The sequence below is a fragment of the Enterobacter cloacae complex sp. P14RS genome (genome assembly GCF_014895895.1).
In the GTDB taxonomy this organism is placed as follows: domain Bacteria; phylum Pseudomonadota; class Gammaproteobacteria; order Enterobacterales; family Enterobacteriaceae; genus Enterobacter; species Enterobacter bugandensis.
Genome location: NZ_JADBQM010000001.1, coordinates 136,271 through 159,172, shown reverse-complemented (window position 1 = coordinate 159,172; position 22,902 = coordinate 136,271). Strand labels below are relative to the sequence as shown.

The window sequence follows — 22,902 nt, the reverse complement described above, 5'->3', positions numbered from 1 at the left end:
GCGCGGCGCCTCATTTTAGTGCATCACGCGCTTAGGGACTCTTCCTCGCGCACGCTGGCCGCGAGCTCATCGCCCGCCAGCTGAAGCTGATACATCTGCCAGTAGCGCCCTTTGGCTTCCAGCAGTTCACGGTGCGTCCCGCGCTCCACGGCTTGTCCGCGATGCAGCACCAGAATGGTATCGGCATCGACAATGGTGGAAAGGCGATGGGCAATCACCACCAGCGTCGTATGGTCGCGTACCGCGGCCAGCGCCTGCTGGATAGCCTGCTCGGTGCCGGAGTCAATGCTGGCCGTCGCTTCATCCAGAATCAGCACCTGCGGGGTTTCAATCAGCACCCGCGCCAGCGCGAGAAGCTGCTTTTGCCCAACGGAGAGGTTGTTTCCCTGCTCGCCCAGCCGGGTGTTAATCCCGTCGTTAAACCCGCGCGCCAGGTCTGCCAGCTGCACTTTTTCCAGCACCTCCCATACCTGCTCCTGAGAGTAGTCTCGCCCCAGGGTCACGTTGGCGTAGAAGGTATCGGCCAGGACGACCGGATCCTGCTGCACCATCGCGACGCCTTTACGCAACACGTTGTGGCTGAGAGACGCGAGCGGGCGTCCGTCGAGGCGGATTTCGCCTTGCGTGACCGGGTAGTAGCCCATCAACAGGCTGGCGAGCGTGCTCTTGCCGCTGCCCGTATGTCCCACCAGCGCCACGAAACCGCGCGACGGAACATCCAGCGTAATGTCCTGCAACACCAGCCGGTCTTCGCGATAGGCAAACGAGACGTTATCAAAGGCAATGGCGCCGCTTTGCAGAGGTCGCTCGTCACGACCGTAGGCCTGACGCGGCCTGTCCATCAGCTCAAACACGCGCTCGCCGGCGACGACCGCCTGCTGCAGCATCGATTGCTGGGTCGTGAGCTCGATCAGCGGCTCGTTAAGGCGCCCCAGATAGCTAATAAAAGCGTACAGCACGCCCACTTCAATCGTACCGCTTGAGCTCAGGCCAAAGAGCATCAGTAAACCGCAAAGCACCAGCGCAGAGAAAAGGCTGAGCAGCGGACGCAGCAGGAAGCCGTCGAGGCGCAGCGTCTGCATACGCGCCATGTAGTGCGATCGGCTGGCTTCGCCCATCCGCTCGCCAAAGCGCGCCTGCTGGCGGAACTGCTGGATGACGCTCATGCCGTTAATCACTTCGTTGAAGCCATCGTTAATGTCGGCCAGATAGGCGCGCACCCGACGCACGATTGGCGTGCTGTAGCGCTGGTAGATGATCATCACGATCAGCACCGCCGGGAAGATGGTAATCGCCACCAGCGCCATGCGCCAGTCGAGGCTGAACATCGCCACCAGCATCGCGCCGATCAGCGCCGCACTGCGTAACACCGTCGCGACCACGGTGACGTACAGGTCGCGGATCACTTCGGTATCGTTGGTCACGCGCGAAATCACCTGCCCGACCGGCTGGATATCAAACTCGCTGAGCGGCTGGCGAAGCGCCGCGTCCATTACATCCGTGCGCAGCTGCTGAACCACGCCCACGGCGGCACGGTTAAACAGCAGCGACTGCGCATAGTGCAGCCCTGCCGCCGCCAGCTGCAACCCAACGTAGGCCACGCCTAAGCCCGCCACCAGCCCCAGCGGCAGGTAGCTTTTGGCGACCATATTGTCGATGAAGTAGCTGATGAGCAGCGGCCCGCTCACCTCAGCAATCGCCGCTATCCAGAGTAAAAGCACGGCCACGGAGAGCGGTTTGCGCCACGGCGAGCCGTAGGCCAGCAGACGTTTGAGCGTCGGCCACATCGTTCCGAGCTTACGCATTGGTGGCCTCCTGATCCTGTTCCGGCGCATCGTCCAGCGCCGCCTCAAGCTGTTGATAGCGGTACATATCGCGATACCAGCCCGGCTGCTCGGCAAGCGTTTCATGCTGCCCGCGCTGGGCAATGTGTCCGTGCTGTAAGACCAGAATTTCGCTGGCCTCGGTGAGCGCTGACAAACGGTGGGCGCTGATAATCACCGTGCGTCCGTCGCCCCACTGGCGCAGGTTGTGCAGAATCTGATGCTCGGTACGACCATCCACGGCGGAGAGCGCATCATCCAGAATGAGGATTTCAGCATTCAGCAGCAGCGCGCGGGCAATCGAGATTCGCTGTTTCTGCCCGCCGGACAGCATGACGCCACGTTCCCCGACTTCCGTTTCGTAGCCCTGCGGCAGACGCAAAATATCGTCATGTACGCTGGCTAAGCGCGCCACGTGTTCGATCTCTTCCTGCGTCGCCGACGGGTGACCAAGCGCAATGTTATTCGCCACGGTGTCCGAAAATAAAAACGGCGTCTGGCTGACGACCGCCAGACGGCCACGCCACTCGTCCAGCAGCAGGTTCGCCAGGGGGATATCATGGAAACGGATATCGCCCTCGGTGACGTCAAAGTGGCGCTGAAGCAGAGAGAGCACGGTACTTTTTCCGGACCCCGTCGGGCCGCAGATGCCCAGCATCTGGCCCGGCCGCAGCGTAAAGCTAACGTTCTCCAGCACCGGATGTTCAGTTTGCGGATAGACAAATTTGCGAACGTCGACGTTCATAACGCCGCGCCCTTCCGGCACCGCTTCGCTGCCGTCATTGACCACCGGCGCTTCGGCCAGCATGGCGCGGATGCGGCTGTAGGCGGCGCTGCCGCGCTCTACGATATTAAACATCCAGGCCAGCGCCAGCATCGGCCAGATCATCAGCCCCAGATACATCGCAAAGCTGGTCAATTGCCCCAGGGTCAATGTGCCCTGCACCACCATCCAGCTCCCGCCGCCAATCGCCAGCAGGTTTGCCATGCCGATTGCGACATAAATCGTTGGATCAAATCGCGCATCAATACGCGCGACGCGCATGTTTTTCGCCCCCGTGTCTGCCGCATCGGCCGCAAACAGCGCGGACTGCCTATCTTCCAGGCCAAACGCTTTGATCATGCGGATGCTGGTCATGCTCTCCTGGGTACGATCGTTCAGAGAAGAAAACGCCGCCTGCGCCAGCTTGAAGCGCTCGTGCAGCTGTTCGCCGTAGCGATTGATCGCCAGCGCCATGATCGGCATCGGCAGCAGGGCGAGCAGGGTCAATTGCCAGCTGATCTGCGTGGACATGACGATCAGCACCGCACAGCCCATCACCAGCGAATCCACCAGCGTCAGCACCCCTTCCCCGGCGGCAAAGACCACGCGATCGACGTCGTTCGTCGCGCGGGCAATGAGATCCCCGGTGCGATGACGCAGATAAAATTCGGGATGCTGTCGGCTCAGCTGGCGGTAAAAATCTTCACGCAGCTCAACGGCCAGCTGATAGGACGCACCAAACAGCAGCACGCGCCAGACGTAGCGCAGGAGATAAACAATGACCGCCGTCAGCACCAGCGTGCCGACCCACATCAACACCCGTGCGGTGGTGTAATGCTGTTCAGTGACGCCATCCACGACGTAGCCCACCACCTTCGGCGGGATCAGCTGCAAAATGGCAATGATAATAAGCAGGGCGACTGCACCGAGGTAGCGTTGCCACTCCCGACGAAAGTACCAGCTTAATTGGGCAAATAATCGCACGCGGTTTGTTCCTGAAGGTATTTTACGAAGTTATTCAATGGGTAAGGCTGTGGTGTACTTAATCTGTTCCATGGCGAAGCTTGAGGTGACGTCCGACAAGCCCGGGACGCTGTTCACCAGCCGCTTGTAGAAATCATCATAGCGCTTCATGTCAGCCACCTGGACGCGCATCAGGTAGTCGTACTCGCCGGCCATACGCCAGAAGCCGAGCACCTCGGGCATCTCAGACACCTGAGTGACGAAGCGGCAATACCACTCGCTGCTGTGGTGTTGGGTTTTTATCAGCACAAATGCCGTCAGCCCAAGCCCCAGTTTTTCGGGATCGAGTAATGCGACGCGCCCCAGAAGAATGCCGTCATCTTCCAGCTTTTTTAGGCGCTTCCAGCACGGTGTGGTGGTCAGATTAACGGCATCTGCCAGCGCCTGCAAAGAGAGGGTACAGTCACTTTGCAGCAATGAAAGGAGCTTGCGGTCAATTTTATCTAGCATACCCACCTCATAGAGAAAATTTTTCTCCCTTCATTCTATTTTAAAGGCCAGATAGCAACAATTTTTTCTGTGCTTTTCGCTATGCTGGGCACAAAATGACAAACGGATAACTACGATGAATAGCACCTGGGTTAAACATGCCATCAGCGAAATCAATGCCGACTACCAGCGCTCGGCGGATACCCACCTCATTCGCCTCTCCCTGCCGGGATTTGACGGTATTCAGCTCTACCTGAAGGATGAAAGCACCCATCCTACCGGTAGCCTGAAGCATCGCCTGGCGCGCTCTCTGTTTTTATACGGTTTGTGCAACGGCTGGATCAAAGAAGGCACGACCATTATTGAATCCTCATCCGGTTCAACGGCGGTGTCTGAAGCCTATTTCGCTCGTCTGCTGGGCCTGCCGTTTATCGCCGTGATGCCCTCCTGCACCGCAAAACGCAAAATCGAGCAGATCGAATTTTACGGCGGACGCTGCCATTTTGTGGAAAGCGCCTGCGAAATCTACGCCGCCTCTGAAATGCTCGCCCGCGAGCTAAACGGCCACTATATGGACCAGTTCACCTTTGCCGAGCGCGCAACGGACTGGCGCGGCAATAACAACATTGCCGACAGTATTTTCCGCCAGATGACCCACGAACCGCATCCGGTTCCGTCGTACATTGTGATGAGCGCCGGTACGGGCGGCACGTCAGCCACTATCGGACGCTACATTCGCTGTCAGGGCTACGATACCCAGCTGATGGTGGTTGACCCCCAGAACTCCGTGTTCCTCGACTACTGGCAAAGCCGCGATGCCGGCCTGCGCAGTCCGGTGGGCAGTAAAATTGAAGGAATTGGCCGCCCGCGCGTGGAACCGTCGTTCATTCCTGACGTTGTCGACGAAATGCTCCGCGTGCCGGACGCCGCCAGCGTCGCCACCGCGCACTGGCTGGAAACGCAGCTTGGGCGCAAGGTGGGCGCATCAACGGGCACCAACATGTGGGGCGCACTGCAGCTTGCGGCACGCATGCGCGAGGAAGGCCGTACCGGCTCCATCGTCACGCTGCTGTGCGACAGCGGCGAGCGCTACCTTGAGACCTACTACAATGCGGAGTGGGTACAGGCCAACATCGGCGACATCACCCCGTGGAAAGCGCAGATTGCGCAGCTGCTGAAATAAAAAAAAAGCCAGACCGAAGTCTGGCTTGCTGGAAGGGTCTCACTATTCGGGGGAATATGGGAGGTTGTTGTTGTCCAGCCAATGCGTCAAAAAATGGGACACCGCTTCGTTGCCGCAGTGTCCGATAACCGGCAGATGAGGAAGCTCTGCGATCAGCTGCGGCATCGCATTCCCCATAATCAGACCGCGCCCCACGCTGCCCAGCATTTCGCGGTCATTCATGGCGTCGCCAAACGCCATACACTCCTGCAGCGTTAAGCCCAGGTGGTCGCTGAGCACCGCCAGGGCTGAACCTTTGTTACAGCCCACCGGCAGGACTTCAAGACAATCCACCGCCGAGAAGGTCAGGTGCGCCCGGTCGCCCAGCGCCTCATTTAACTGAATGCGTAAGCGGCAAAGATCGTCGTGATCGCCACAGAAGCAAATCTTGGTAACCGCGTGGGCGGGGATCCGGCGCAGATCGATAAGCTGGTATTTGAAGCCGCTATAAACATGCGCGTGCAACAATTCGGGGATTTCGCTTCCGGTAAACCAGCCTTGATCGTTGAATACGTGGATACTGGCCTGCGTGTCCCACGTGCTGTGCAGAACAATATCCGCCACTTCCGGGTTGAGATCCTGGCGGTGCAGCACCTCTCCTTCAACGGTGTGAATGCGCGTTCCGTTACCCGTGATTAAAAACGCATCCAGGGAAAACGTGCCCAGCAGATGACGCATCTCCAGCACGTGGCGGCCAGTGGCAAACGTCAGGGTGACATCACGCTCGCGCAGACGCTTCAGGGTACTCAGCGTTTTCTCCCCCAGACGGTGATCCGGCATTAACAACGTACCGTCCATATCAAATGCAGCGAGGCGGGCCATGATTACTCCTGAAATGTGATGCGATTAACTTGTGCATCAGTATCGTGTGAGATATACGGAAGTAATAGTGAATAGATGAAAATTATTGTTCCGGGTTTCTTATGCGCCAGCTTAACCGTCTTAACCAGTATCAACGCCTGTGGCAACCTTCCGCTGGCGCTCCACAGCAGGTCACCATAAGTGAGCTTGCCAGCCGCTGTTTTTGTAGCGAGCGGCATGTCCGCACCCTGCTGCGTCAGGCTCAGGAGGCGGGCTGGCTTAGCTGGCACGCGCGGTCTGGTCGCGGCAAGCGCGGTGAGCTGACGTTCAATGCCAGCCCGGAGTCACTGCGCAATGCGATGATGGAAGAGGCGCTGAAAAGCGGGCAGCAGCATAACGCGCTGGAGCTGGCCCAGCTTGCTCCTGAAGCGCTGAGATCGTTGCTGCATCCGTTTTTAGGCGGGCAGTGGCATAACGACACGCCGACGCTGCGCATCCCCTACTATCGCTCGCTGGAGCCGCTTCAGCCGGGCTTTTTGCCTGGCCGGGCGGAGCAGCATCTGGCGGGACAGGTATTTTCAGGCTTGACGCGTTTTAACGGTAACAGCAGTGAACCCACGGGCGATCTCGCGCATCACTGGGAGGTCTCTGCTGACGGGCTGCGCTGGCATTTCTACATTCGCTCCACCCTGCACTGGCATAACGGCGATAAAATAGAAACGGCGCAGCTCCAGCGAAGCCTGATGGCACTGTTGACGCTTCCCGCCCTGCGCACCCTGTTCAGGAGCGTTTTACGTATCGAAACAACGCATCCACAGTGTCTGACATTTACGCTGCATCAACCGGACTATTGGCTGGCGCACAGGCTGGCAACCTACTGCAGCCGTCTGGCGCATCCCGACTATCCTGAACTTGGCTGCGGCCCCTTCCGGCTGGCCGCCTTTGAGCTCGACCTGGTTCGTCTGGAAAGCCATGAGCAATACCACCTGAGCCATCCGCTGCTCAAAGCCATCGAATACTGGATCACCCCCCAGCTGTTTGATTACAGGCTGGGCACCAGCTGTCGTCACCCGGTGCAAATCGCGATTGGCGAGGCCGATGAGCTTGAAACCCTGAGGCTGGTCAGCAGCAGCACCAGCCTGGGCTTCTGTTACCTCACGCTGAAACAGAGCGCGCGTCTGAGTGAGATCCAGGCGAAGCGGCTTATCAATATCATCCATCTCTCCAGGCTTCTGCACACGCTTCCGCTCAACGAAGGACTCATTACGCCCACCGGGGAACTGCTTCCCGGCTGGACAATCCCCGAATGGCCTGACTTAACGGACGTTGCCCTGCCTGAGGCGCTGACGCTGGTTTACCATCTTCCCGTTGAGCTTCACACCATGGCCAGCCAGTTAAAGGCGTACCTGGCGCAACAGGGTTGTGACCTGACCGTCATCTTCCACGACGCCAAGACGTGGGACGGATGCCAGCAGCTTGCCGATGCAGACATCATGATGGGGGACAGGCTGATTGGCGAAGCGCCAGCGTATACGCTTGAGCAGTGGCTGCGCTGCGATGCCCTGTGGCCGCACGTGTTAAGCGCACCGGCCTACGCCCATCTGCAAGCCACGCTGGATGCGGTGCAGTCTCAGGCCGAATCTCGGGACCGACACGCCGGCCTGCAAGCCATTTTCAACCGCCTGATGGAGAATGCGGTGCTGACGCCACTTTTTAACTATCAATATCAAATCAGCGCCCCGCCGGGAGTCAACGGCATACGCCTCAACACCCGCGGCTGGTTTGATTTTACCGAAGCCTGGCTACCCGCCCCCAAATCGTGAAGAAGCTGGTCGCCGCCGTAGCCAGACGGTAACATAACGGTTTTACCGTAACAGTCGAGATGATTTATGAAACGTGCCGTCGTCGTGTTCAGCGGAGGACAAGACTCTACAACCTGCCTGGTTCAGGCCCTTCATCAGTATGATGAAGTTCACTGTGTGACTTTCGATTATGGCCAGCGTCACCGCGCTGAAATCGACGTTGCCCGTGAACTGGCCCTTAAACTGGGGGCACGCGCGCACAAGGTGCTGGACGTTACGCTGTTAAATGAACTGGCCGTCAGCAGCCTCACCCGGGACAGTATTCCTGTACCGGACTACGAACCCGATGCCAGCGGCATTCCGAACACGTTTGTGCCGGGGCGGAATATTCTGTTCCTGACCCTGACGGCGATTTATGCCTATCAGGTAAAAGCCGAAGCGGTAATTACGGGCGTATGCGAGACCGACTTCTCAGGATACCCGGACTGCCGCGATGAGTTTGTCAAAGCGCTCAACCACGCCGTCAATCTGGGGATGGCGAAAGAGACGCGCTTTGAAACCCCGCTCATGTGGCTGGATAAAGCCGAAACCTGGGCGCTGGCCGACTACTGGGGCAAGCTGGATTTGGTTCGCAGTGAAACCCTCACGTGCTATAACGGCATCAAAGGCGACGGTTGCGGCCAGTGCGCCGCCTGTAATCTGCGCGCTAACGGGCTTAACCATTACCTGGCTGATAAAGTCGGCGTGATGGCGGCAATGAAGCAAAAGACCGGGCTTAAATAGCGTTTTTTGACCGTGCTGTCGCAAAACAGGTGTCGACAGCACGAGTGCGCCTTAATATGTCTTATACGATCATCAACTCCAGCTTTTCCCGCAATTCCCCTTCCAGCGGCAGCGCTTTCTGAGTTTTCAGATCGATACAGACAAAGGTGATCAGTGCATCAGCCACCACCTGCCCTTCTGGATCGAGCGTCACCACCTGGCTTAACACGCCGCTCTTGCCGTTTAGCTGTTGTACCTGGCTGGTCACGGTGAGCACATCGCCCAGCACGGCCGGACGGCGATAGTTGATGTTGATATTGACGACCACGAACGCGATGTTGTGCGCGGTCAGCCACTGAAAGCTTTCACTGTTTTCCAGCCCGTCCCAGCGCGCTTCTTCAAGAAACTCAAGATAGCGAGCGTTATTGACGTGCTGATAAACATCAAGATGGAAACCGCGTACTTTGATTTTTGTCTGCATAGCGCAATAGCCTTTCATTGTTTTAGGATCAGAGGTCATAACTGGTATGACCTCTTTATCCTGGCAAACTTTTGCCGCAGTGCAAGAAATTGCGTTATTACAGTGTCAGGTGTGAGAGGTTGCGCTCAACCAGCGCGCTGCCCATGCCCGGAACCTGTTTGAGATCGTCGACCGTTTTGAATGGGCCGTACTCTTCACGATAGCTGACGATAGCCTGCGCTTTTTTCAGGCCCACGCCATTCATTGCGCGGGCGAGATCCTCTGCCGAGGCCGAGTTAATGCTGACCCGCGTACCGTCATCATCCGCATTTTTACCGGCGTCAGCCGCTTTGGTCTGCCCTTGTACCGGCGCAGCCGCGTCAGACTTGCTCTGCGTAGCCTGTGGTTTGGCGGCGGTCGCCGCCGCCTGCGCGCCCGCGCTCATCCCGGTGGTGGCAATAGCCAGCGTAATTAACAGTGCTTTGATTCCACATTTCATGCTGTTATCTCCTTGTTTGTTGACAGCCACGCAACGATAGCCGCCTGTGAAAACAGGCACAAACAGCAGATTGCAGAAATGGAAAAGGCCGCGAAAGCGGCCTTTAGTTTTTGCAGAGCGTTACGAAAATCTGCGAGCAGACACGTAATTACTGCTGCTGAGTCATGACATCGCCCAGCTTGATTTTGGCGTCTTTACGCAGGTTGCTCATCATGGCTTCGAAAGCAATCTGAGCATTGTTCTGAGTAATGCCCTGAACCATCGCCTTCTTCTGCGCTTCTGGCAGAGTGCCGGCTTTCACGTCGTCCAGCGCCAGCAGAACAACGTTACCCTGCATATCGGTGGTGGTACCGAAGCTTGGCTTGTCTTTTGCCGGCAGCGTCAGGCTAAACGCGGCCTGACTGATTGGGTCCTGACCGGTACGGCTCAGCGTTTTCGCCTCACCGAAGCTCAGACCTGCCGCTTTCAGCGCGTCCTGTTTACCCGCTTTCAGATCGGCCAGAATCTTCTCAGCGTCCAGTTTAGCCTGCTGTTCTGCTTTGTTGTGCTTAACCTGAGCGACGACCTGATCCTTCACTTCCGCCAGCGGTTTGACCGCTTCTGGCTTGTGCTCGCTGACGCGCAGAACAAAGGCGCGATCGCCGTCAACGGTAATGATGTCAGAGTTGCTGCCCGGCGTGCCGTTCTCGCCCACCAGACCACCGTTAAAGATGGCATCAGAAACCGGTTTGAAGTTCAGCTCTTCCGGCAGGTTGTCGCGACCAAACCAGCCGGTCTCAACTGCTTTCACACCCGCCGCCTGCTCTGCACCTGCCAGAGATTCGTTGTCGTTGCTGGCAGCATCGCTCACCTTCTGCTGCAGCGCGTAGTAGGCATCCAGGGCTTTTTCCTGTTTCACTTTCGCGGCAATATCATCACGAACTTCAGCCAGCGGCTTGGTTTTCGCCGGGGTGATGTCGTCCAGACGCACGACCAGGAAACCAACGGATGATTTAATCACACCAGACAGCTGGCCTTTCTCTTTCAGGCCGGCATTTTTCAGCTCGTCGGGCGTGGTTGCGTCTTCCAGCCAGCCCATATCACCGCCGTTTTTCGCAGAGATAATGTCGGTGGATTTCGCTTTCGCAAGGGTGGCGAAATCAGCGCCTTTGTTCAGCTCATCCAGTACCGCCTTAGCATCTGCTTCAGTTTTGGTCTGAATCACGCTGTAGCGGTTACGCTGCGGCTGAGTGAATTGATCCTGATGCTGGTCGTAGTAAGACTGGATCTCGGCATCAGACGCGCTTTCCTGCAGCGCAGCTGCATCCAGCTTGATGTAGCTGACGCGGAACTGCTCCGGAGAAACAAAGGCGTTTTTATTCTGCTCGTAGTAAGCATTAACGTCTGCGTCGCTCACCTGCTGTTTCGCCGCCAGGGCGTTCACATCAATGGTCGCTTCACGGACCACGCGCTGCTGGGCCACCAGCGCGGCCAGTTCGTCGGTTTCACCTTTAAGCATGAAATCTGTACCCACGACAGCGTTAATGAGCTGCTGGGTTGTCAGCTGGTTACGCAGCGCCTGCGCGTACTGATCCGCCGTCATGCCCATCTGGTTAACGATACTGTTGTAACGCGCGTTGTCGAATTTACCGTTAGACTGGAATGCCTGAGTGGCGAAGATCGCTTTTTTGACCTGTTCGTCGCTGATGCCAAGGCCCAGCTTTTTGGCATACTGATCCAGCAGCGCTTCGTCGATAAGACGGTTCAGTGTCTGTTGGCGCAGGGTTTTCATGTACCCTTCATTCGCCGCCAGTTCAGAGAATTGGTCGCCCAGCTGTTGCTGCATACGGTTACGCTCACCGGCAAAAGCATTCTCGAACTGACCACGGCTGATTTCCTGGCCATTCACTTTTGCGGCATAGTTCGCGCCACCGCCAATAAGGTAACTGCTCACGCCGGTCAATATGAACGACACGATAATGATACCGAAAATAATCTTGAGCACGAGACTGTTAGCAGCCGTGCGTAAGCTGTCCATCATGGTGTAACAACACTCCGCTGTAGGTGACTGGTTACCTGACGCTGACGGAAAATCCTGCCCGTCGCGCGTGAAGGCGTATTGTGACAAGAAAACGGGGCGATTGTCAGCCCACAACTCGCATAAACTCGCACAAATCAGGTCTGGACAAACAAAAAAGGCACATCAAACGATGCGCCCTTGTACTATCCGGCTTCCCTGAAACGGGAAAGCAATCAGTTTACTGCGTCTTTCAGCGCTTTTCCTGCACGGAAACCCGGCACTTTAGCAGCAGCAATGGTGATCTCTTTACCGGTCTGAGGGTTGCGGCCAGTACGGGCAGCACGCTCTTTAACAGCAAAAGTACCGAAGCCTACCAGTGCAACGTCGTCCCCAGCCTGCAGAGATTCAGTAACAGAAGCAATTAATGCATCTAACGCACGTCCAGCTGCAGCTTTAGAAATATCAGCACCAGCAGCAATTTTGTCAATCAGTTGAGATTTATTCACTGTTCTCTTCCTCTCTTTATAATTTATATCGCGCCTGAGTCCTTCACAACGCGACCGCGCAGCAGTTATATCAGGCCTGCCATGACCTTACAACACCCGTTGTTGATGGCTGACCTAATCAGCAATCTAAATTAGCTATACAAAAAAAGGCTGGCAAGTGCGAAATGACTTACCAGCCTTGTTTTTATTGACGCTCTTTGCGCGAGGTCACTATTTTGCGGTTACAACCTGCATTCCGGAGGGTTCATTCTGCAGTGCGAGACTGAGAACTTCCTCAATTCGCTTAACAGGATGGATCTGCAGATCGGCAATCACGTTGTCCGGAATCTCTTCCAGATCGCGTTTATTTTCGTAAGGGATCAATACGGTTTTGATCCCACCGCGGTGTGCCGCCAGCAGTTTTTCTTTTAACCCGCCGATTGGCAGAACCTGACCGCGCAGGGTGATTTCACCGGTCATTGCCACATCGGCACGTACCGGGTTGCCCGTCAGACAGGAAACCAGAGCGGTACACATGGCAATACCCGCGCTTGGGCCATCTTTCGGCGTCGCCCCTTCAGGAACGTGAACGTGAATGTCGCGTTTTTCGTAGAAATCAGGGTTGATACCCAGTTTTTCCGCGCGCGCGCGCACCACGGTCAGCGCAGCCTGGATGGACTCCTGCATCACTTCACCCAGCGAGCCGGTGTAGGTCAGCTTGCCTTTGCCCGGCACACAGGCGGTTTCGATGGTCAGCAGATCGCCGCCCACTTCCGTCCATGCCAGACCGGTCACCTGACCCACGCGGTTTTCGTTATCCGCGCGGCCGTAGTCGAAGCGCTGAACGCCCAGGTAGGCATGCAGATTGTCACCGTTAATCACGATGTGCTTCAGACTCTTATCCAGCAGCAGCTGTTTTACCGCCTTACGGCACAGCTTAGATATTTCGCGCTCAAGGCTACGCACGCCCGCTTCACGGGTGTAGTAGCGAATGATGCCGATAATCGCGCTGTCCTCGACGGTCAGCTCGTTGGCTTTCAGCGCGTTACGCTCAATCTGCTTCGGCAGCAGGTGCTGTTTAGCAATGTTCAGCTTTTCGTCTTCGGTATAACCGGAGAGGCGGATCACTTCCATACGGTCCAGCAGCGGTGCCGGTATGTTCATGGAGTTGGACGTTGCCACGAACATTACATCGCTGAGGTCGTAGTCCACTTCCAGATAGTGATCGCTGAACGCCACGTTCTGTTCTGGATCAAGCACTTCCAGCAGAGCAGACGCCGGGTCGCCGCGCATGTCCGACGACATTTTGTCGATCTCATCAAGCAGGAACAGCGGGTTTTTAACCCCCACTTTCGCCATTTTCTGGATCAGTTTACCCGGCATAGAACCGATGTAGGTACGGCGGTGACCGCGGATTTCCGCTTCATCACGCACGCCGCCCAGCGCCATACGGATGTACTTACGTCCGGTCGCTTTGGCGATGGACTGGCCCAGAGAGGTTTTACCCACCCCCGGCGGTCCTACCAGGCACAGAATTGGGCCTTTAATTTTGTTTACACGGCTCTGTACCGCGAGGTACTCAAGGATGCGGTCTTTCACGCGTTCCAGGCCGTAGTGGTCAGTATCGAGGATCTCCTGGGCCTGACGCAGGTCTTTCTTGACCTTGCTGCGGGCGTTCCACGGAACCTGCACCATCCACTCAATGTAACCGCGCACGACGGTTGCTTCAGCCGACATCGGAGACATCATTTTCAGCTTCTGCAGTTCTGCTTCGGCTTTCTCTTTCGCCTCTTTCGGCATCTTCGCCGCGTCGATCTTACGCTTCAGCGCTTCGTTTTCGTCCGGTGCGTCGTCCATCTCGCCCAGCTCTTTCTGAATGGCCTTCATTTGCTCATTCAGATAGTACTCACGCTGAGATTTTTCCATCTGCTTTTTCACGCGGTTACGAATGCGCTTCTCAACCTGCAGCAGATCGATTTCAGACTCCATCATCGCCATCAGATATTCCAGACGTTCGTTAACGTCGGACATCTCCAGCACGGACTGTTTGTCAGCCAGCTTCAGCGGCATGTGTGCAGCGATGGTGTCCGCCAGACGCGCAGGATCGTCGATGCTGTTCAGCGACGTCAGCACTTCTGGTGGGATTTTCTTGTTCAGCTTGATATAGCCTTCGAACTGGCTAATCGCGGTACGTACCAGCACTTCCTGCTCGCGCTCATCAAGTTCAGGCGAATCAAGGTACTCTGCCTTGGCAGAGAAGTGTTCGCCATCGTCTGACAGCGTGGTAATACGCGCACGCTGTAAGCCTTCGACCAGCACCTTCACGGTGCCGTCCGGCAGCTTCAGCATTTGTAAAATAGAGGCCACGGTCCCGACGGTGAAAAGATCGTTTACACCCGGCTCATCCGTTGATGCTTCTTTCTGGGCCACCAGCATGATTTTTTTATCATGATCCATGGCGGCTTCGAGGCAACGGATAGATTTTTCCCGCCCTACAAATAAGGGTATGACCATGTGCGGATAAACCACCACATCGCGCAACGGCAATACGGGGATTTCAATGCGTTCAGAACGCTCAGGATTCATAGAGCTCTCTCTTAGTTTAGTGTCCGCCAGGTAAGCTGGTCATGTCACAGTGCTTCACATAACCATTAACATGTATCCAGTATATGGGGATGTTTCCCACACATTCAACGCTATGAATACGGAAAAAGTAAAGGGGAGATAAAATCCCCCCTTTTTGATTAACTGCTTGTATGATTTGGTGAATTATTCGCCAGATGCCTGCTGGGCTTCCGGTTTACCGTAAATCAGCAGCGGCTTGGATTGGCCGCCGATCACGGACTCGTCGATAACCACTTTTTCAACGTCTTCCATCGACGGCAGATCGTACATGGTGTCGAGCAATGCCGCTTCAACGATAGAGCGCAAACCACGCGCACCGGTTTTACGGGCCATCGCTTTCTTGGCAATCGCATCCAGCGCTTCGTCACGGAATTCCAGCTCAACGCCTTCCAGATTGAACAGCGCCTGATACTGCTTGGTCAGCGCATTTTTCGGCTCTTTCAGGATCTGAATCAGCGCGTCTTCGCTCAGCTCATTCAGCGTTGCCACAACCGGCAGACGGCCAATGAATTCAGGGATCAGACCAAATTTGATCAGATCTTCAGGCTCAACCTGCGAAAGCAGTTCACCTTCGTTGGCTTTCTCGGACTTCGCCTTCACCGTTGCGCCAAAACCGATGCCGGAGCCGGTTTCAACACGGTGGGAAATGACTTTATCCAGACCAGCAAACGCGCCGCCGCAAATGAACAGGATCTTGGAGGTATCGACCTGCAGGAACTCCTGCTGCGGATGTTTGCGTCCACCCTGCGGCGGAACGGCCGCAACCGTACCTTCGATCAGCTTCAGCAGGGCCTGCTGCACGCCTTCACCCGACACGTCACGGGTGATGGACGGGTTGTCTGATTTACGGGAGATCTTGTCGATCTCATCAATATAAACAATCCCGCGCTGTGCTTTCTGAACGTCGTAATCGCACTTCTGCAGCAGCTTCTGAATGATGTTCTCAACGTCTTCACCCACATAACCGGCTTCGGTCAGGGTGGTGGCATCCGCCATGGTAAACGGAACATCCAGCAGGCGCGCCAGGGTTTCCGCCAGCAGCGTTTTACCGGAGCCGGTTGGCCCGATCAGCAGAATGTTACTTTTGCCCAGTTCTACGCCATTGCTGGTGTCGCCGTTACGCAGACGTTTGTAGTGGTTGTATACCGCCACCGCCAGCACTTTCTTGGCCTGCTCCTGACCGATGACATAGTCGTCAAGGTGATGACGAATCTCATGCGGCGTTGGCAATGCGCTACGCTCACGGTGCGGCGCAACTTCTTTAATCTCTTCGCGAATGATGTCGTTACATAAATCGACGCATTCGTCGCAGATATACACGGACGGCCCGGCAATCAGTTTACGCACTTCATGCTGGCTTTTGCCGCAAAAAGAGCAGTACAGCAGTTTGCCCGAACCATCTTTGCGTTTATCTGTCATGAGTCCAAACCTCTTTTTAAGTTCTTTGTGCCGCACATGACGACGCAAATGCCATTCTAAGACGCGTGTGCTTTAAGCAGCGTGCCGCCCTACCTTAGTATAGCGGCACACTCGCGTCGCGGGCATCAATTACGATGGGTCAATACGGAGTCGACTAAGCCGTACTCAACTGCCTCTGGAGCAGAGAGGAAGCGATCGCGCTCGGTATCGCGCTCGATCTGCTCAAGAGATTGACCTGTATGCTGCGCCATAAGTTCATTCATGCGCGCTTTTACTTTCAGAATTTCGCGGGCGTGGATTTCGATATCCGTCGCCTGCCCCTGGTAACCCCCCAGCGGCTGATGAATCATCACGCGGGAGTTAGGCAGGCAGAAACGCTTACCTTTCGCCCCTGCGGTTAACAGGAAGGCCCCCATGGATGCAGCCTGCCCCATACAGATAGTGCTGACATCTGGCTTGATGAACTGCATGGTGTCATAAATGGACATGCCCGCCGTAATCACACCGCCAGGCGAGTTGATGTACAGGTAAATGTCTTTTTCCGGGTTTTCCGCTTCCAGGAACAGCATCTGCGCCACGATCAGGTTAGCCATATGGTCTTCTACCTGGCCGGTCAGAAAGATAACGCGTTCCTTGAGCAGACGGGAATAGATATCGAAAGAACGCTCACCGCGTGAGGTCTGTTCAATAACCATTGGCACCAGCGCCATATGGGGTGCAAAGTTATCTCGTTCGCCACTGTATGACATTTCCGTCTCCTGGTTCAAAATTGAAAACACCTGCTGTACTGATTGTAACCTTATGGACGGATTATCAGCCAGTCTCAATCATCGTGATTACATACTTATGGGGTTCGCCACGCCCTATTTCAAGCATAACAACCTTTTGTTGTAACGCTAACACTGAAAGGGCGTTTTAGCACCCTTCCAGAACCCATGCAGCGATAAAAAAAACCCGTCGCCGGAAGGCAACGGGTTTTTTGTTCAAACTTTAAACCGTTAGAGCGAAATTACGCCTGCTGGTTCATCAGTTCGTTGAAAGAGGTCGCTTTTTCGGTCACTTTCGCTTTCGCCAGTACCGCTTCAACAGCCTGCTCTTCCAGTGCGACGTTGCGCATGTTGTCCATCAGCTCTTTGTTCTTACCGTAGAACTCGATCACTTCTGATGGATCTTCGTATGCAGACGCCATCTCTTCGATCAGGCCCTTCACACGTTCTTCGTCAGCTTTCAGCTCGTGGGTACGAATCACTTCGCCCAGCAGCAGGCCAACAACAACGCGGCGTTTCGCTTGCTCTTCGAACAGCTCGCGCGGCAGTTCCATCGCTTGCTGCTGGTTGCCACCGAAGCGCTGTGCAGCCTGACGGCGCAGCACGTCGATTTCGCTGTCGATCAGGGCAGCAGGAACGTCGATTTCGTTCGCTTTTACCAGACCTTCAATCGCCTGAGATTTCACGCGGTTACGCACAGCACCGTTCAGCTCGCGCTCCATGTTCTTACGCACTTCGGTACGCAGGCCAGCAACAGAACCATCTTCCACGCCGAAACGCTTGATGAACTCTTCAGTCAGTTCTGGCAGTTCGCGCTCTTCAACTTTCTTCAGGTTGATGACGAACTTCGCTGCTTTACCTTTCAGGTTTTCAGCGTGGTACTCTTCAGGGAAGGTCACGTCGATGGTGAACTCTTCGCCCGCTTTGTGGCCTTTGATGCCGTCTTCGAAGCCTGGGATCATACGACCCTGGCCCATTGCCAGTACGAAGTCAGACGCTTTGCCGCCTTCGAACTCTTCGCCGTCTACAGAACCGGTGAAGTCGATGGTTACGCGGTCTTCCGCGTCAACAGCGCCTTCTTTCTCTTTCCAGTTCGCCTGCTGCTTACGCAGGGTGTCCAGCATGCCGTCAACGTCTTCGTCAGTCACGGAAACGATCGGTTTTTCAACTTCGATAGATTCCAGGCCTTTCAGCTCAACTTCCGGGTACACTTCGAACTCTACGGAGTAGGTGAAGTCTTCGCCCAGTTTGTATTCGCCAGGCACGTAGTTTGGCGCGCCGGCTGGATTGATTTTTTCTTTGATGATCGCGTCGATAAAGTTGCGGCTCATCAGTTCACCCAGCACATCCTGACGCACGGAAGCGCCATAACGCTGAGCAACAACATTCATTGGTACTTTGCCCTTACGGAAGCCGTCAATACGTACTTTTTTTGCTACGTTGACCAGCTCGCTTTTCACAGCAGTTTCGATGCTGTCAGCAGCGATAGTAATCGTTACACGGCGGCCAAGGCCTTGAGTGGTTTCAACTGAAACTTGCATCTTGTTACCTCAAAAAAAACACAGTGCTCGGTCAACTCTGAATCTGTCTGTTATACCGGGATGCTCTCTTAGTGCAGATTCACATTCCCTGTCGCCAGAATCATCCCGAAGACATTCAATAAGACGCGGCATTATAGCGGCATCACTTAGGTGAGTCGAGAACGGTTGGAGCATGTTGCTGCGGCTTTTTTCACACTTTAAGGCTATTTTTAGCCTTAAAATCGCACCATCCGCTCAAAACTCAGACAAAACAAAACGGCCCGAAGGCCGTTTTGAGGAAATCTGTAAGCAACATACTGGAAAAGCTCCAGCCGTTGCAAATCCGATTTATCAGGCGATGGTGCCTGCACCGCGACACGGCGGCGACGCAAAAACCGTATCCTGCAAGCCTTCCCATTCCTTAATGGTGTAGGTATGCAGTGCCAGCGCATGCACGGTCGTGGAGAGTTCTTCCGTCAAGGTGCTGTAGATCAGGCGATGTCGGTTCAGGAAACGTTCTCCCGTGAAGCGATCGCTAACCAGAACCACTTTAAAGTGGCTTTCAGAACCTGCCGGCACGTTATGACGATAGCTTTCGTCGACGACTTCGAGGAACACAGGGTTGAACGCTGCCCTTAATTTTTCTTCTATCTGTTCACGTATCATCATGAAATTACTCCTCCGACAACGCTAAGATGTCACCCATCCCTTTAAATGTTAGCCGCTTTTACCGTTTCCATTACACCTTGACAACAAATATTTAGCTTTCGTCTGATTTTCTCATTCAAATGCATGAAGTTCACTGTGAGACTCATACCTGTCGTCTCTGGCGGGAGGAGAAAAAGGATGAGCTGGTCAGTTTTCAGACAAGACGATGAATTTACATGCGTTGACCACTTCCCCTGGCCGTAGTCGATGATATGATGGCGGCAATTTTTCTCTCTTTAATGCTTACGATTCGTTGAGAACCTGAAAATGTTTAAAAAACTCTTCTTTCCGTTGGTAGCCCTTTTTATGCTGGCAGGCTGTGCGACTCCGCCTACCACTATTGATGTCTCACCAAAAATCACCCTGCCTCAGCAGGACCCAAGCCTGATGGGCGTCACCGTGAGCATTAACGGTGCCGATCAGCGTCAGGACCAGGCGCTGGCAAAAGTGACCCGCGACAACCAGCAGGTGACGCTGACCGCGTCCCGCGACCTGCGCTTCCTGCTGCAGGAAGTGCTTGAGAAGCAAATGACCGCTCGCGGCTACATGATTGGCCCAAGCGGCGCGGTTGATCTGCAGATTATCGTCAACAACCTGTACGCAGACGTCTCTCAGGGCAACGTGCGCTACAACATTGCGACCAAAGCGGATATCGCCATCATTGCCACCGCGAAGAACGGCAACAAGATGACCAAAAACTACCGCGCCAGCTACTCTGTTGAAGGCGCGTTCCAGGCCTCTAACAAGAATATTGCTAACGCCGTTAACAGCGTGCTGACGGACACCATCGCCGATATGGCGCAGGACACCAGCATTCACGACTTTATCAAGCAGAACGCACGTTAATCCTGCTCACTGGCCCGGTGCTTCACCGGGTCAGTTCATAAGAACATGTCCAGTCACTACTTACGCATTTTCCAGCAACCGAAATCAGCAATTCTGCTGATCCTCGGCTTTGCCTCCGGTTTACCCCTCGCGCTCACCTCCGGCACGCTTCAGGCGTGGATGACGGTTGAGAACATCGATCTCAAAACCATTGGTTTCTTCTCGCTTGTCGGTCAGGCGTATGTCTTTAAGTTCCTGTGGTCGCCGGTGATGGATCGCTATACGCCGCCGTTTCTGGGGCGTCGTCGCGGCTGGTTAGTGATAACACAGGTCCTGCTGCTGCTGGCGATTGCGGCGATGGGCTTTCTTGAGCCGACCACACAGCTCCGCTGGATGGCCGCGCTTGCGGTGGTGATAGCCTTCTGTTCCGCCTCTCAGGATATCGTGTTCGACGCCTGGAAGACGGACGTGTTACCTGCGGAAGAGCGCGGGGCCGGTGCGGCGATCAGCGTGCTGGGCTATCGCCTCGGGATGCTGGTCTCCGGCGGGCTGGCGTTGTGGCTGGCCGACCGTTATCTCGGCTGGCAGGGTATGTACTGGCTGATGGCTGCCCTGCTCATCCCCTGCATTATCGCTACGCTATTTGCACCCGAACCGAGCGACGTCATTCCGGTTCCCCGCTCGCTGGAACAGGCCGTGGCCGAACCGCTGCGTGACTTTTTTGGCCGCAACAATGCCTGGCTGATCCTGCTGCTCATCGTCCTTTATAAGCTGGGCGATGCCTTTGCCATGAGCCTGACCACCACCTTCCTGATCCGCGGCGTCGGTTTTGATGCCGGTGAAGTGGGCGTGGTGAATAAAACGCTGGGGCTGTTTGCGACCATCGTCGGTGCGCTTTATGGCGGTGTATTGATGCAGCGCCTGACGCTGTTCCGCGCGCTGCTGATCTTCGGCATCCTGCAGGGCGCATCTAACGCGGGCTACTGGCTGCTGTCGGTGACTGACAAGCATATGTTCAGCATGGCCGCGGCGGTGTTCTTTGAAAATCTCTGTGGCGGCATGGGGACGGCGGCGTTTGTCGCCCTGCTGATGACCCTGTGCAATAAATCGTTTTCCGCTACGCAGTTTGCGCTGCTCTCGGCGCTCTCTGCCGTTGGCCGCGTGTACGTAGGTCCGATTGCCGGCTGGTTTGTAGAAGCCCACGGCTGGCCAACGTTTTATCTCTTCTCCGTCGCGGCTGCCGTGCCGGGGATTTTATTATTGCTGGTGTGTCGCCAGACGCTGGAATATACCCAACGGACCGAACACTTTATGCCGCGTACTGAATATCACCGTGCCTACCGATTTGCGTTACGTCTGCTAATGGCGGGCTGCGGCGCGCTGGCGCTATGGCTTGTGGTACTTATCGTTAACGCCAGTACGTCTCTGGCGCTCCCCCTCGAAGCTCTTCTGCTGGACGCAGGAGCCCTGCTGGCCATCGCCGGGATCCTGACGGGCGGTCTGCTCGATTTTATGGCATTGCGTAAAACGCAGATGACCTGAAGAAAAAGTGAAAGGTTATTTCCCGTTGTAATCACTAACCGAAATTATAACGGTGAAATAGCCAACAGCCGCTAAAAAAATATTTGTTGTTTTGTGCGGGATAGGATTTGGAAATTATTGGAGCCAATTCCAAAACGCTATTTTTCATTAAACGATTCAGCATTGGAAAGTTTGATTTTTCGTTTTTTAGATGTCTTTTTATTGATAATTAATTGTTAATTTTTTGTATATTTTTAACAATGGTTATACCAATTGCCCCTTTTAGGGTATGCTTGGGGGTCCTTTCGTTATAAAGCCCATATCATGCGGCTTCGGTCATAAAAACCGACATAATCTGCAACACTTGTGACACGTGCGGCAGAACCCGGTAACACCTTCCTGACACAGGCCTAATGATGTTTACAGTAATGTAACCTTCCCGTAAAATGCCCGCACACTTTAAACGCCACCAGACTCCCGTGGAATTGAGGTCGTTAAATGAGACTCAGGAAATACAATAAAAGTTTGGGATGGTTGTCATTATTCGCAGGTACTGTATTACTCAGTGGCTGTGATTCTGCACTACTAGACCCCAAAGGACAGATTGGACTGGAACAACGTTCACTGATATTGACGGCTTTTGGCCTGATGTTGATTGTGGTTATTCCTGCCATTTTGATGGCTGTTGGTTTCGCCTGGAAGTATCGTGCGAGCAATAAAGATGCGAAGTATAGCCCGAACTGGTCACACTCCAACAAAGTTGAAGCTGTGGTCTGGACGGTACCTATCCTGATCATCCTGTTCCTTGCCGTACTGACCTGGAAAACCACTCACGCACTTGAGCCAAGCAAGCCGCTGGTTCACGATGAAAAACCTATTACCATTGAAGTGGTCTCCATGGACTGGAAATGGTTCTTCATCTATCCAGAGCAGGGCATTGCTACCGTGAATGAAATCGCCTTCCCGGCGAACACTCCGGTTCAGTTCAAAGTGACCTCCAACTCCGTAATGAACTCCTTCTTCATCCCGCGTCTGGGTAGCCAGATTTACGCGATGGCCGGTATGCAGACGAACCTGCATCTGATCGCGAATGAAGCAGGCACCTACGATGGTATCTCCGCCAGCTATAGCGGCCCGGGCTTCTCAGGTATGAAGTTCAAAGCTATTGCGACGCCGGACCGTGCCGCTTTCGACCAGTGGGTTGAAAAAGCGAAGCAGTCTCCAAACACCATGTCTGACATGGCGGCGTTCGAAAAAGTGGCTGCACCTAGCGAATACAACAAGGTGGAGTACTTCTCTAACGTGAAACCAGATTTGTTCAAAGACGTTATTGGCAAATTTATGGATCACGGCAAGAGCATGGACATGACCCAGCCAGAAGGCGAGCACAGCGCGCACGAAGGTATGGAAGGCATGGACATGAGCCACGCGGAAACCGCTCACTAAGGG

19 protein-coding genes are annotated in these 22,902 nt (G+C 54.9%); 6 read left to right on the top strand and 13 right to left on the bottom strand.

Annotation, left to right across the window (positions count from 1 at the left end; all coding sequences use genetic code 11):
• Positions 1-23: 23 nt before the first annotated feature.
• The 3 genes from IM295_RS00760 to IM295_RS00750 are packed head-to-tail and all read right to left on the bottom strand — an operon-like array spanning position 24 to position 4,059.
• The gene (locus tag IM295_RS00760) at positions 24-1,805 is read right to left on the bottom strand and encodes a SmdB family multidrug efflux ABC transporter permease/ATP-binding protein (protein WP_193066081.1); all 1,782 of its coding nucleotides are present in this window, start codon (positions 1,803-1,805) and stop codon (positions 24-26) included.
• Positions 1,798-3,570, bottom strand: coding sequence for a SmdA family multidrug ABC transporter permease/ATP-binding protein (locus IM295_RS00755; RefSeq protein ID WP_045259904.1), 1,773 nt, complete (start codon positions 3,568-3,570; stop codon positions 1,798-1,800). The genes IM295_RS00760 and IM295_RS00755 overlap by 8 nt, the downstream gene beginning before the upstream one ends.
• Before the next feature lie 30 nt (positions 3,571-3,600).
• Positions 3,601-4,059 carry an Lrp/AsnC family transcriptional regulator gene (locus IM295_RS00750; protein WP_008503307.1) on the bottom strand — a complete coding sequence of 153 codons (459 nt, stop codon included), beginning with the start codon at positions 4,057-4,059 and terminating at the stop codon, positions 3,601-3,603.
• 115 nt (positions 4,060-4,174) lie between these two features.
• Here IM295_RS00750 and IM295_RS00745 point away from each other — a divergent pair, with 115 nt between their 5' ends.
• Positions 4,175-5,221: a PLP-dependent cysteine synthase family protein gene (locus IM295_RS00745; protein ID WP_193066080.1), complete on the top strand. Its 1,047-nt coding sequence runs from the start codon at positions 4,175-4,177 to the stop codon at positions 5,219-5,221.
• 42 nt (positions 5,222-5,263) lie between these two features.
• Here IM295_RS00745 and cof read toward each other — a convergent pair whose 3' ends face one another.
• Entirely contained in the window at positions 5,264-6,082 is an 819-nt protein-coding gene (gene cof, locus IM295_RS00740) for an HMP-PP phosphatase (RefSeq protein WP_028012168.1), read from the bottom strand.
• A 101-nt stretch (positions 6,083-6,183) separates the two neighbouring features.
• Here cof and IM295_RS00735 point away from each other — a divergent pair, with 101 nt between their 5' ends.
• The gene (locus tag IM295_RS00735; RefSeq protein WP_193066079.1) at positions 6,184-7,884 is read left to right on the top strand and encodes an SgrR family transcriptional regulator; all 1,701 of its coding nucleotides are present in this window, start codon (positions 6,184-6,186) and stop codon (positions 7,882-7,884) included.
• 66 nt (positions 7,885-7,950) lie between these two features.
• Complete coding sequence (gene queC / locus IM295_RS00730) at positions 7,951-8,646, top strand: 7-cyano-7-deazaguanine synthase QueC (RefSeq protein WP_023332238.1); 696 nt, start codon at positions 7,951-7,953, stop codon at positions 8,644-8,646.
• Between the two features lie 61 nt (positions 8,647-8,707).
• Here the strand turns inward: queC and IM295_RS00725 are convergent, their stop codons facing one another.
• From IM295_RS00725 to bolA, 9 genes are all read right to left on the bottom strand, one after another.
• A complete protein-coding gene (locus IM295_RS00725) occupies positions 8,708-9,106 on the bottom strand; it encodes a YbgC/FadM family acyl-CoA thioesterase (RefSeq protein WP_014830880.1) in 399 nt (132 codons plus the stop codon).
• Between the two features lie 97 nt (positions 9,107-9,203).
• Positions 9,204-9,584, bottom strand: a complete 381-nt coding sequence (locus IM295_RS00720) for a helix-hairpin-helix domain-containing protein (protein ID WP_045259901.1) — start codon at positions 9,582-9,584, stop codon at positions 9,204-9,206.
• A 148-nt stretch (positions 9,585-9,732) separates the two neighbouring features.
• Positions 9,733-11,604 (bottom strand): peptidylprolyl isomerase, encoded by a 1,872-nt coding sequence (gene ppiD, locus IM295_RS00715; RefSeq protein WP_028012162.1) that lies wholly within the window; start codon positions 11,602-11,604, stop codon positions 9,733-9,735.
• Between the two features lie 212 nt (positions 11,605-11,816).
• Positions 11,817-12,089, bottom strand: a complete 273-nt coding sequence (gene hupB / locus IM295_RS00710; RefSeq protein ID WP_002444653.1) for a nucleoid-associated protein HU-beta — start codon at positions 12,087-12,089, stop codon at positions 11,817-11,819.
• 210 nt (positions 12,090-12,299) lie between these two features.
• Positions 12,300-14,654, bottom strand: coding sequence for an endopeptidase La (gene lon / locus IM295_RS00705; protein WP_023334706.1), 2,355 nt, complete (start codon positions 14,652-14,654; stop codon positions 12,300-12,302).
• A 183-nt stretch (positions 14,655-14,837) separates the two neighbouring features.
• Positions 14,838-16,112 (bottom strand): ATP-dependent protease ATP-binding subunit ClpX, encoded by a 1,275-nt coding sequence (gene clpX, locus IM295_RS00700; RefSeq protein ID WP_028012161.1) that lies wholly within the window; start codon positions 16,110-16,112, stop codon positions 14,838-14,840.
• Between the two features lie 125 nt (positions 16,113-16,237).
• Positions 16,238-16,861, bottom strand: a complete 624-nt coding sequence (gene clpP, locus IM295_RS00695) for an ATP-dependent Clp endopeptidase proteolytic subunit ClpP (RefSeq protein WP_014069126.1) — start codon at positions 16,859-16,861, stop codon at positions 16,238-16,240.
• A gap of 260 nt (positions 16,862-17,121) precedes the next feature.
• A complete protein-coding gene (gene tig / locus IM295_RS00690; protein ID WP_008503318.1) occupies positions 17,122-18,420 on the bottom strand; it encodes a trigger factor in 1,299 nt (432 codons plus the stop codon).
• 330 nt (positions 18,421-18,750) lie between these two features.
• Positions 18,751-19,068 carry a transcriptional regulator BolA gene (gene bolA / locus IM295_RS00685; RefSeq protein WP_003859051.1) on the bottom strand — a complete coding sequence of 106 codons (318 nt, stop codon included), beginning with the start codon at positions 19,066-19,068 and terminating at the stop codon, positions 18,751-18,753.
• A 306-nt stretch (positions 19,069-19,374) separates the two neighbouring features.
• Here bolA and IM295_RS00680 point away from each other — a divergent pair, with 306 nt between their 5' ends.
• The 3 genes from IM295_RS00680 to cyoA all read left to right on the top strand — a co-directional run bounded on the left by IM295_RS00680 (position 19,375) and on the right by cyoA (position 22,899).
• On the top strand, positions 19,375-19,953 hold the full coding sequence (locus tag IM295_RS00680) for a lipoprotein (RefSeq protein WP_028012160.1): 579 nt from the start codon (positions 19,375-19,377) through the stop codon (positions 19,951-19,953).
• Positions 19,954-19,998: 45 nt separating this feature from the next.
• Positions 19,999-21,474, top strand: coding sequence for a muropeptide MFS transporter AmpG (ampG, locus tag IM295_RS00675; protein ID WP_193066078.1), 1,476 nt, complete (start codon positions 19,999-20,001; stop codon positions 21,472-21,474).
• A gap of 477 nt (positions 21,475-21,951) precedes the next feature.
• Entirely contained in the window at positions 21,952-22,899 is a 948-nt protein-coding gene (gene cyoA / locus IM295_RS00670) for a cytochrome o ubiquinol oxidase subunit II (RefSeq protein WP_008503322.1), read from the top strand.
• Positions 22,900-22,902: the final 3 nt, after the last annotated feature.

Coding starts and splice junctions, on each gene's coding strand:
- IM295_RS00760 (WP_193066081.1), bottom strand. CDS start 1,805: ATGCGTAAGCTCGGAACGATGTGGCCGACGCTCAAACGTCTGCTGGCC.
- IM295_RS00750 (WP_008503307.1), bottom strand. CDS start 4,059: ATGCTAGATAAAATTGACCGCAAGCTCCTTTCATTGCTGCAAAGTGAC.
- IM295_RS00745 (WP_193066080.1), top strand. CDS start 4,175: ATGAATAGCACCTGGGTTAAACATGCCATCAGCGAAATCAATGCCGAC.
- cof (WP_028012168.1), bottom strand. CDS start 6,082: ATGGCCCGCCTCGCTGCATTTGATATGGACGGTACGTTGTTAATGCCG.
- IM295_RS00735 (WP_193066079.1), top strand. CDS start 6,184: ATGCGCCAGCTTAACCGTCTTAACCAGTATCAACGCCTGTGGCAACCT.
- queC (WP_023332238.1), top strand. CDS start 7,951: ATGAAACGTGCCGTCGTCGTGTTCAGCGGAGGACAAGACTCTACAACC.
- IM295_RS00725 (WP_014830880.1), bottom strand. CDS start 9,106: ATGCAGACAAAAATCAAAGTACGCGGTTTCCATCTTGATGTTTATCAG.
- IM295_RS00720 (WP_045259901.1), bottom strand. CDS start 9,584: ATGAAATGTGGAATCAAAGCACTGTTAATTACGCTGGCTATTGCCACC.
- ppiD (WP_028012162.1), bottom strand. CDS start 11,604: ATGATGGACAGCTTACGCACGGCTGCTAACAGTCTCGTGCTCAAGATT.
- lon (WP_023334706.1), bottom strand. CDS start 14,654: ATGAATCCTGAGCGTTCTGAACGCATTGAAATCCCCGTATTGCCGTTG.
- clpX (WP_028012161.1), bottom strand. CDS start 16,112: ATGACAGATAAACGCAAAGATGGTTCGGGCAAACTGCTGTACTGCTCT.
- clpP (WP_014069126.1), bottom strand. CDS start 16,861: ATGTCATACAGTGGCGAACGAGATAACTTTGCACCCCATATGGCGCTG.
- tig (WP_008503318.1), bottom strand. CDS start 18,420: ATGCAAGTTTCAGTTGAAACCACTCAAGGCCTTGGCCGCCGTGTAACG.
- bolA (WP_003859051.1), bottom strand. CDS start 19,068: ATGATGATACGTGAACAGATAGAAGAAAAATTAAGGGCAGCGTTCAAC.
- IM295_RS00680 (WP_028012160.1), top strand. CDS start 19,375: ATGTTTAAAAAACTCTTCTTTCCGTTGGTAGCCCTTTTTATGCTGGCA.
- ampG (WP_193066078.1), top strand. CDS start 19,999: ATGTCCAGTCACTACTTACGCATTTTCCAGCAACCGAAATCAGCAATT.
- cyoA (WP_008503322.1), top strand. CDS start 21,952: ATGAGACTCAGGAAATACAATAAAAGTTTGGGATGGTTGTCATTATTC.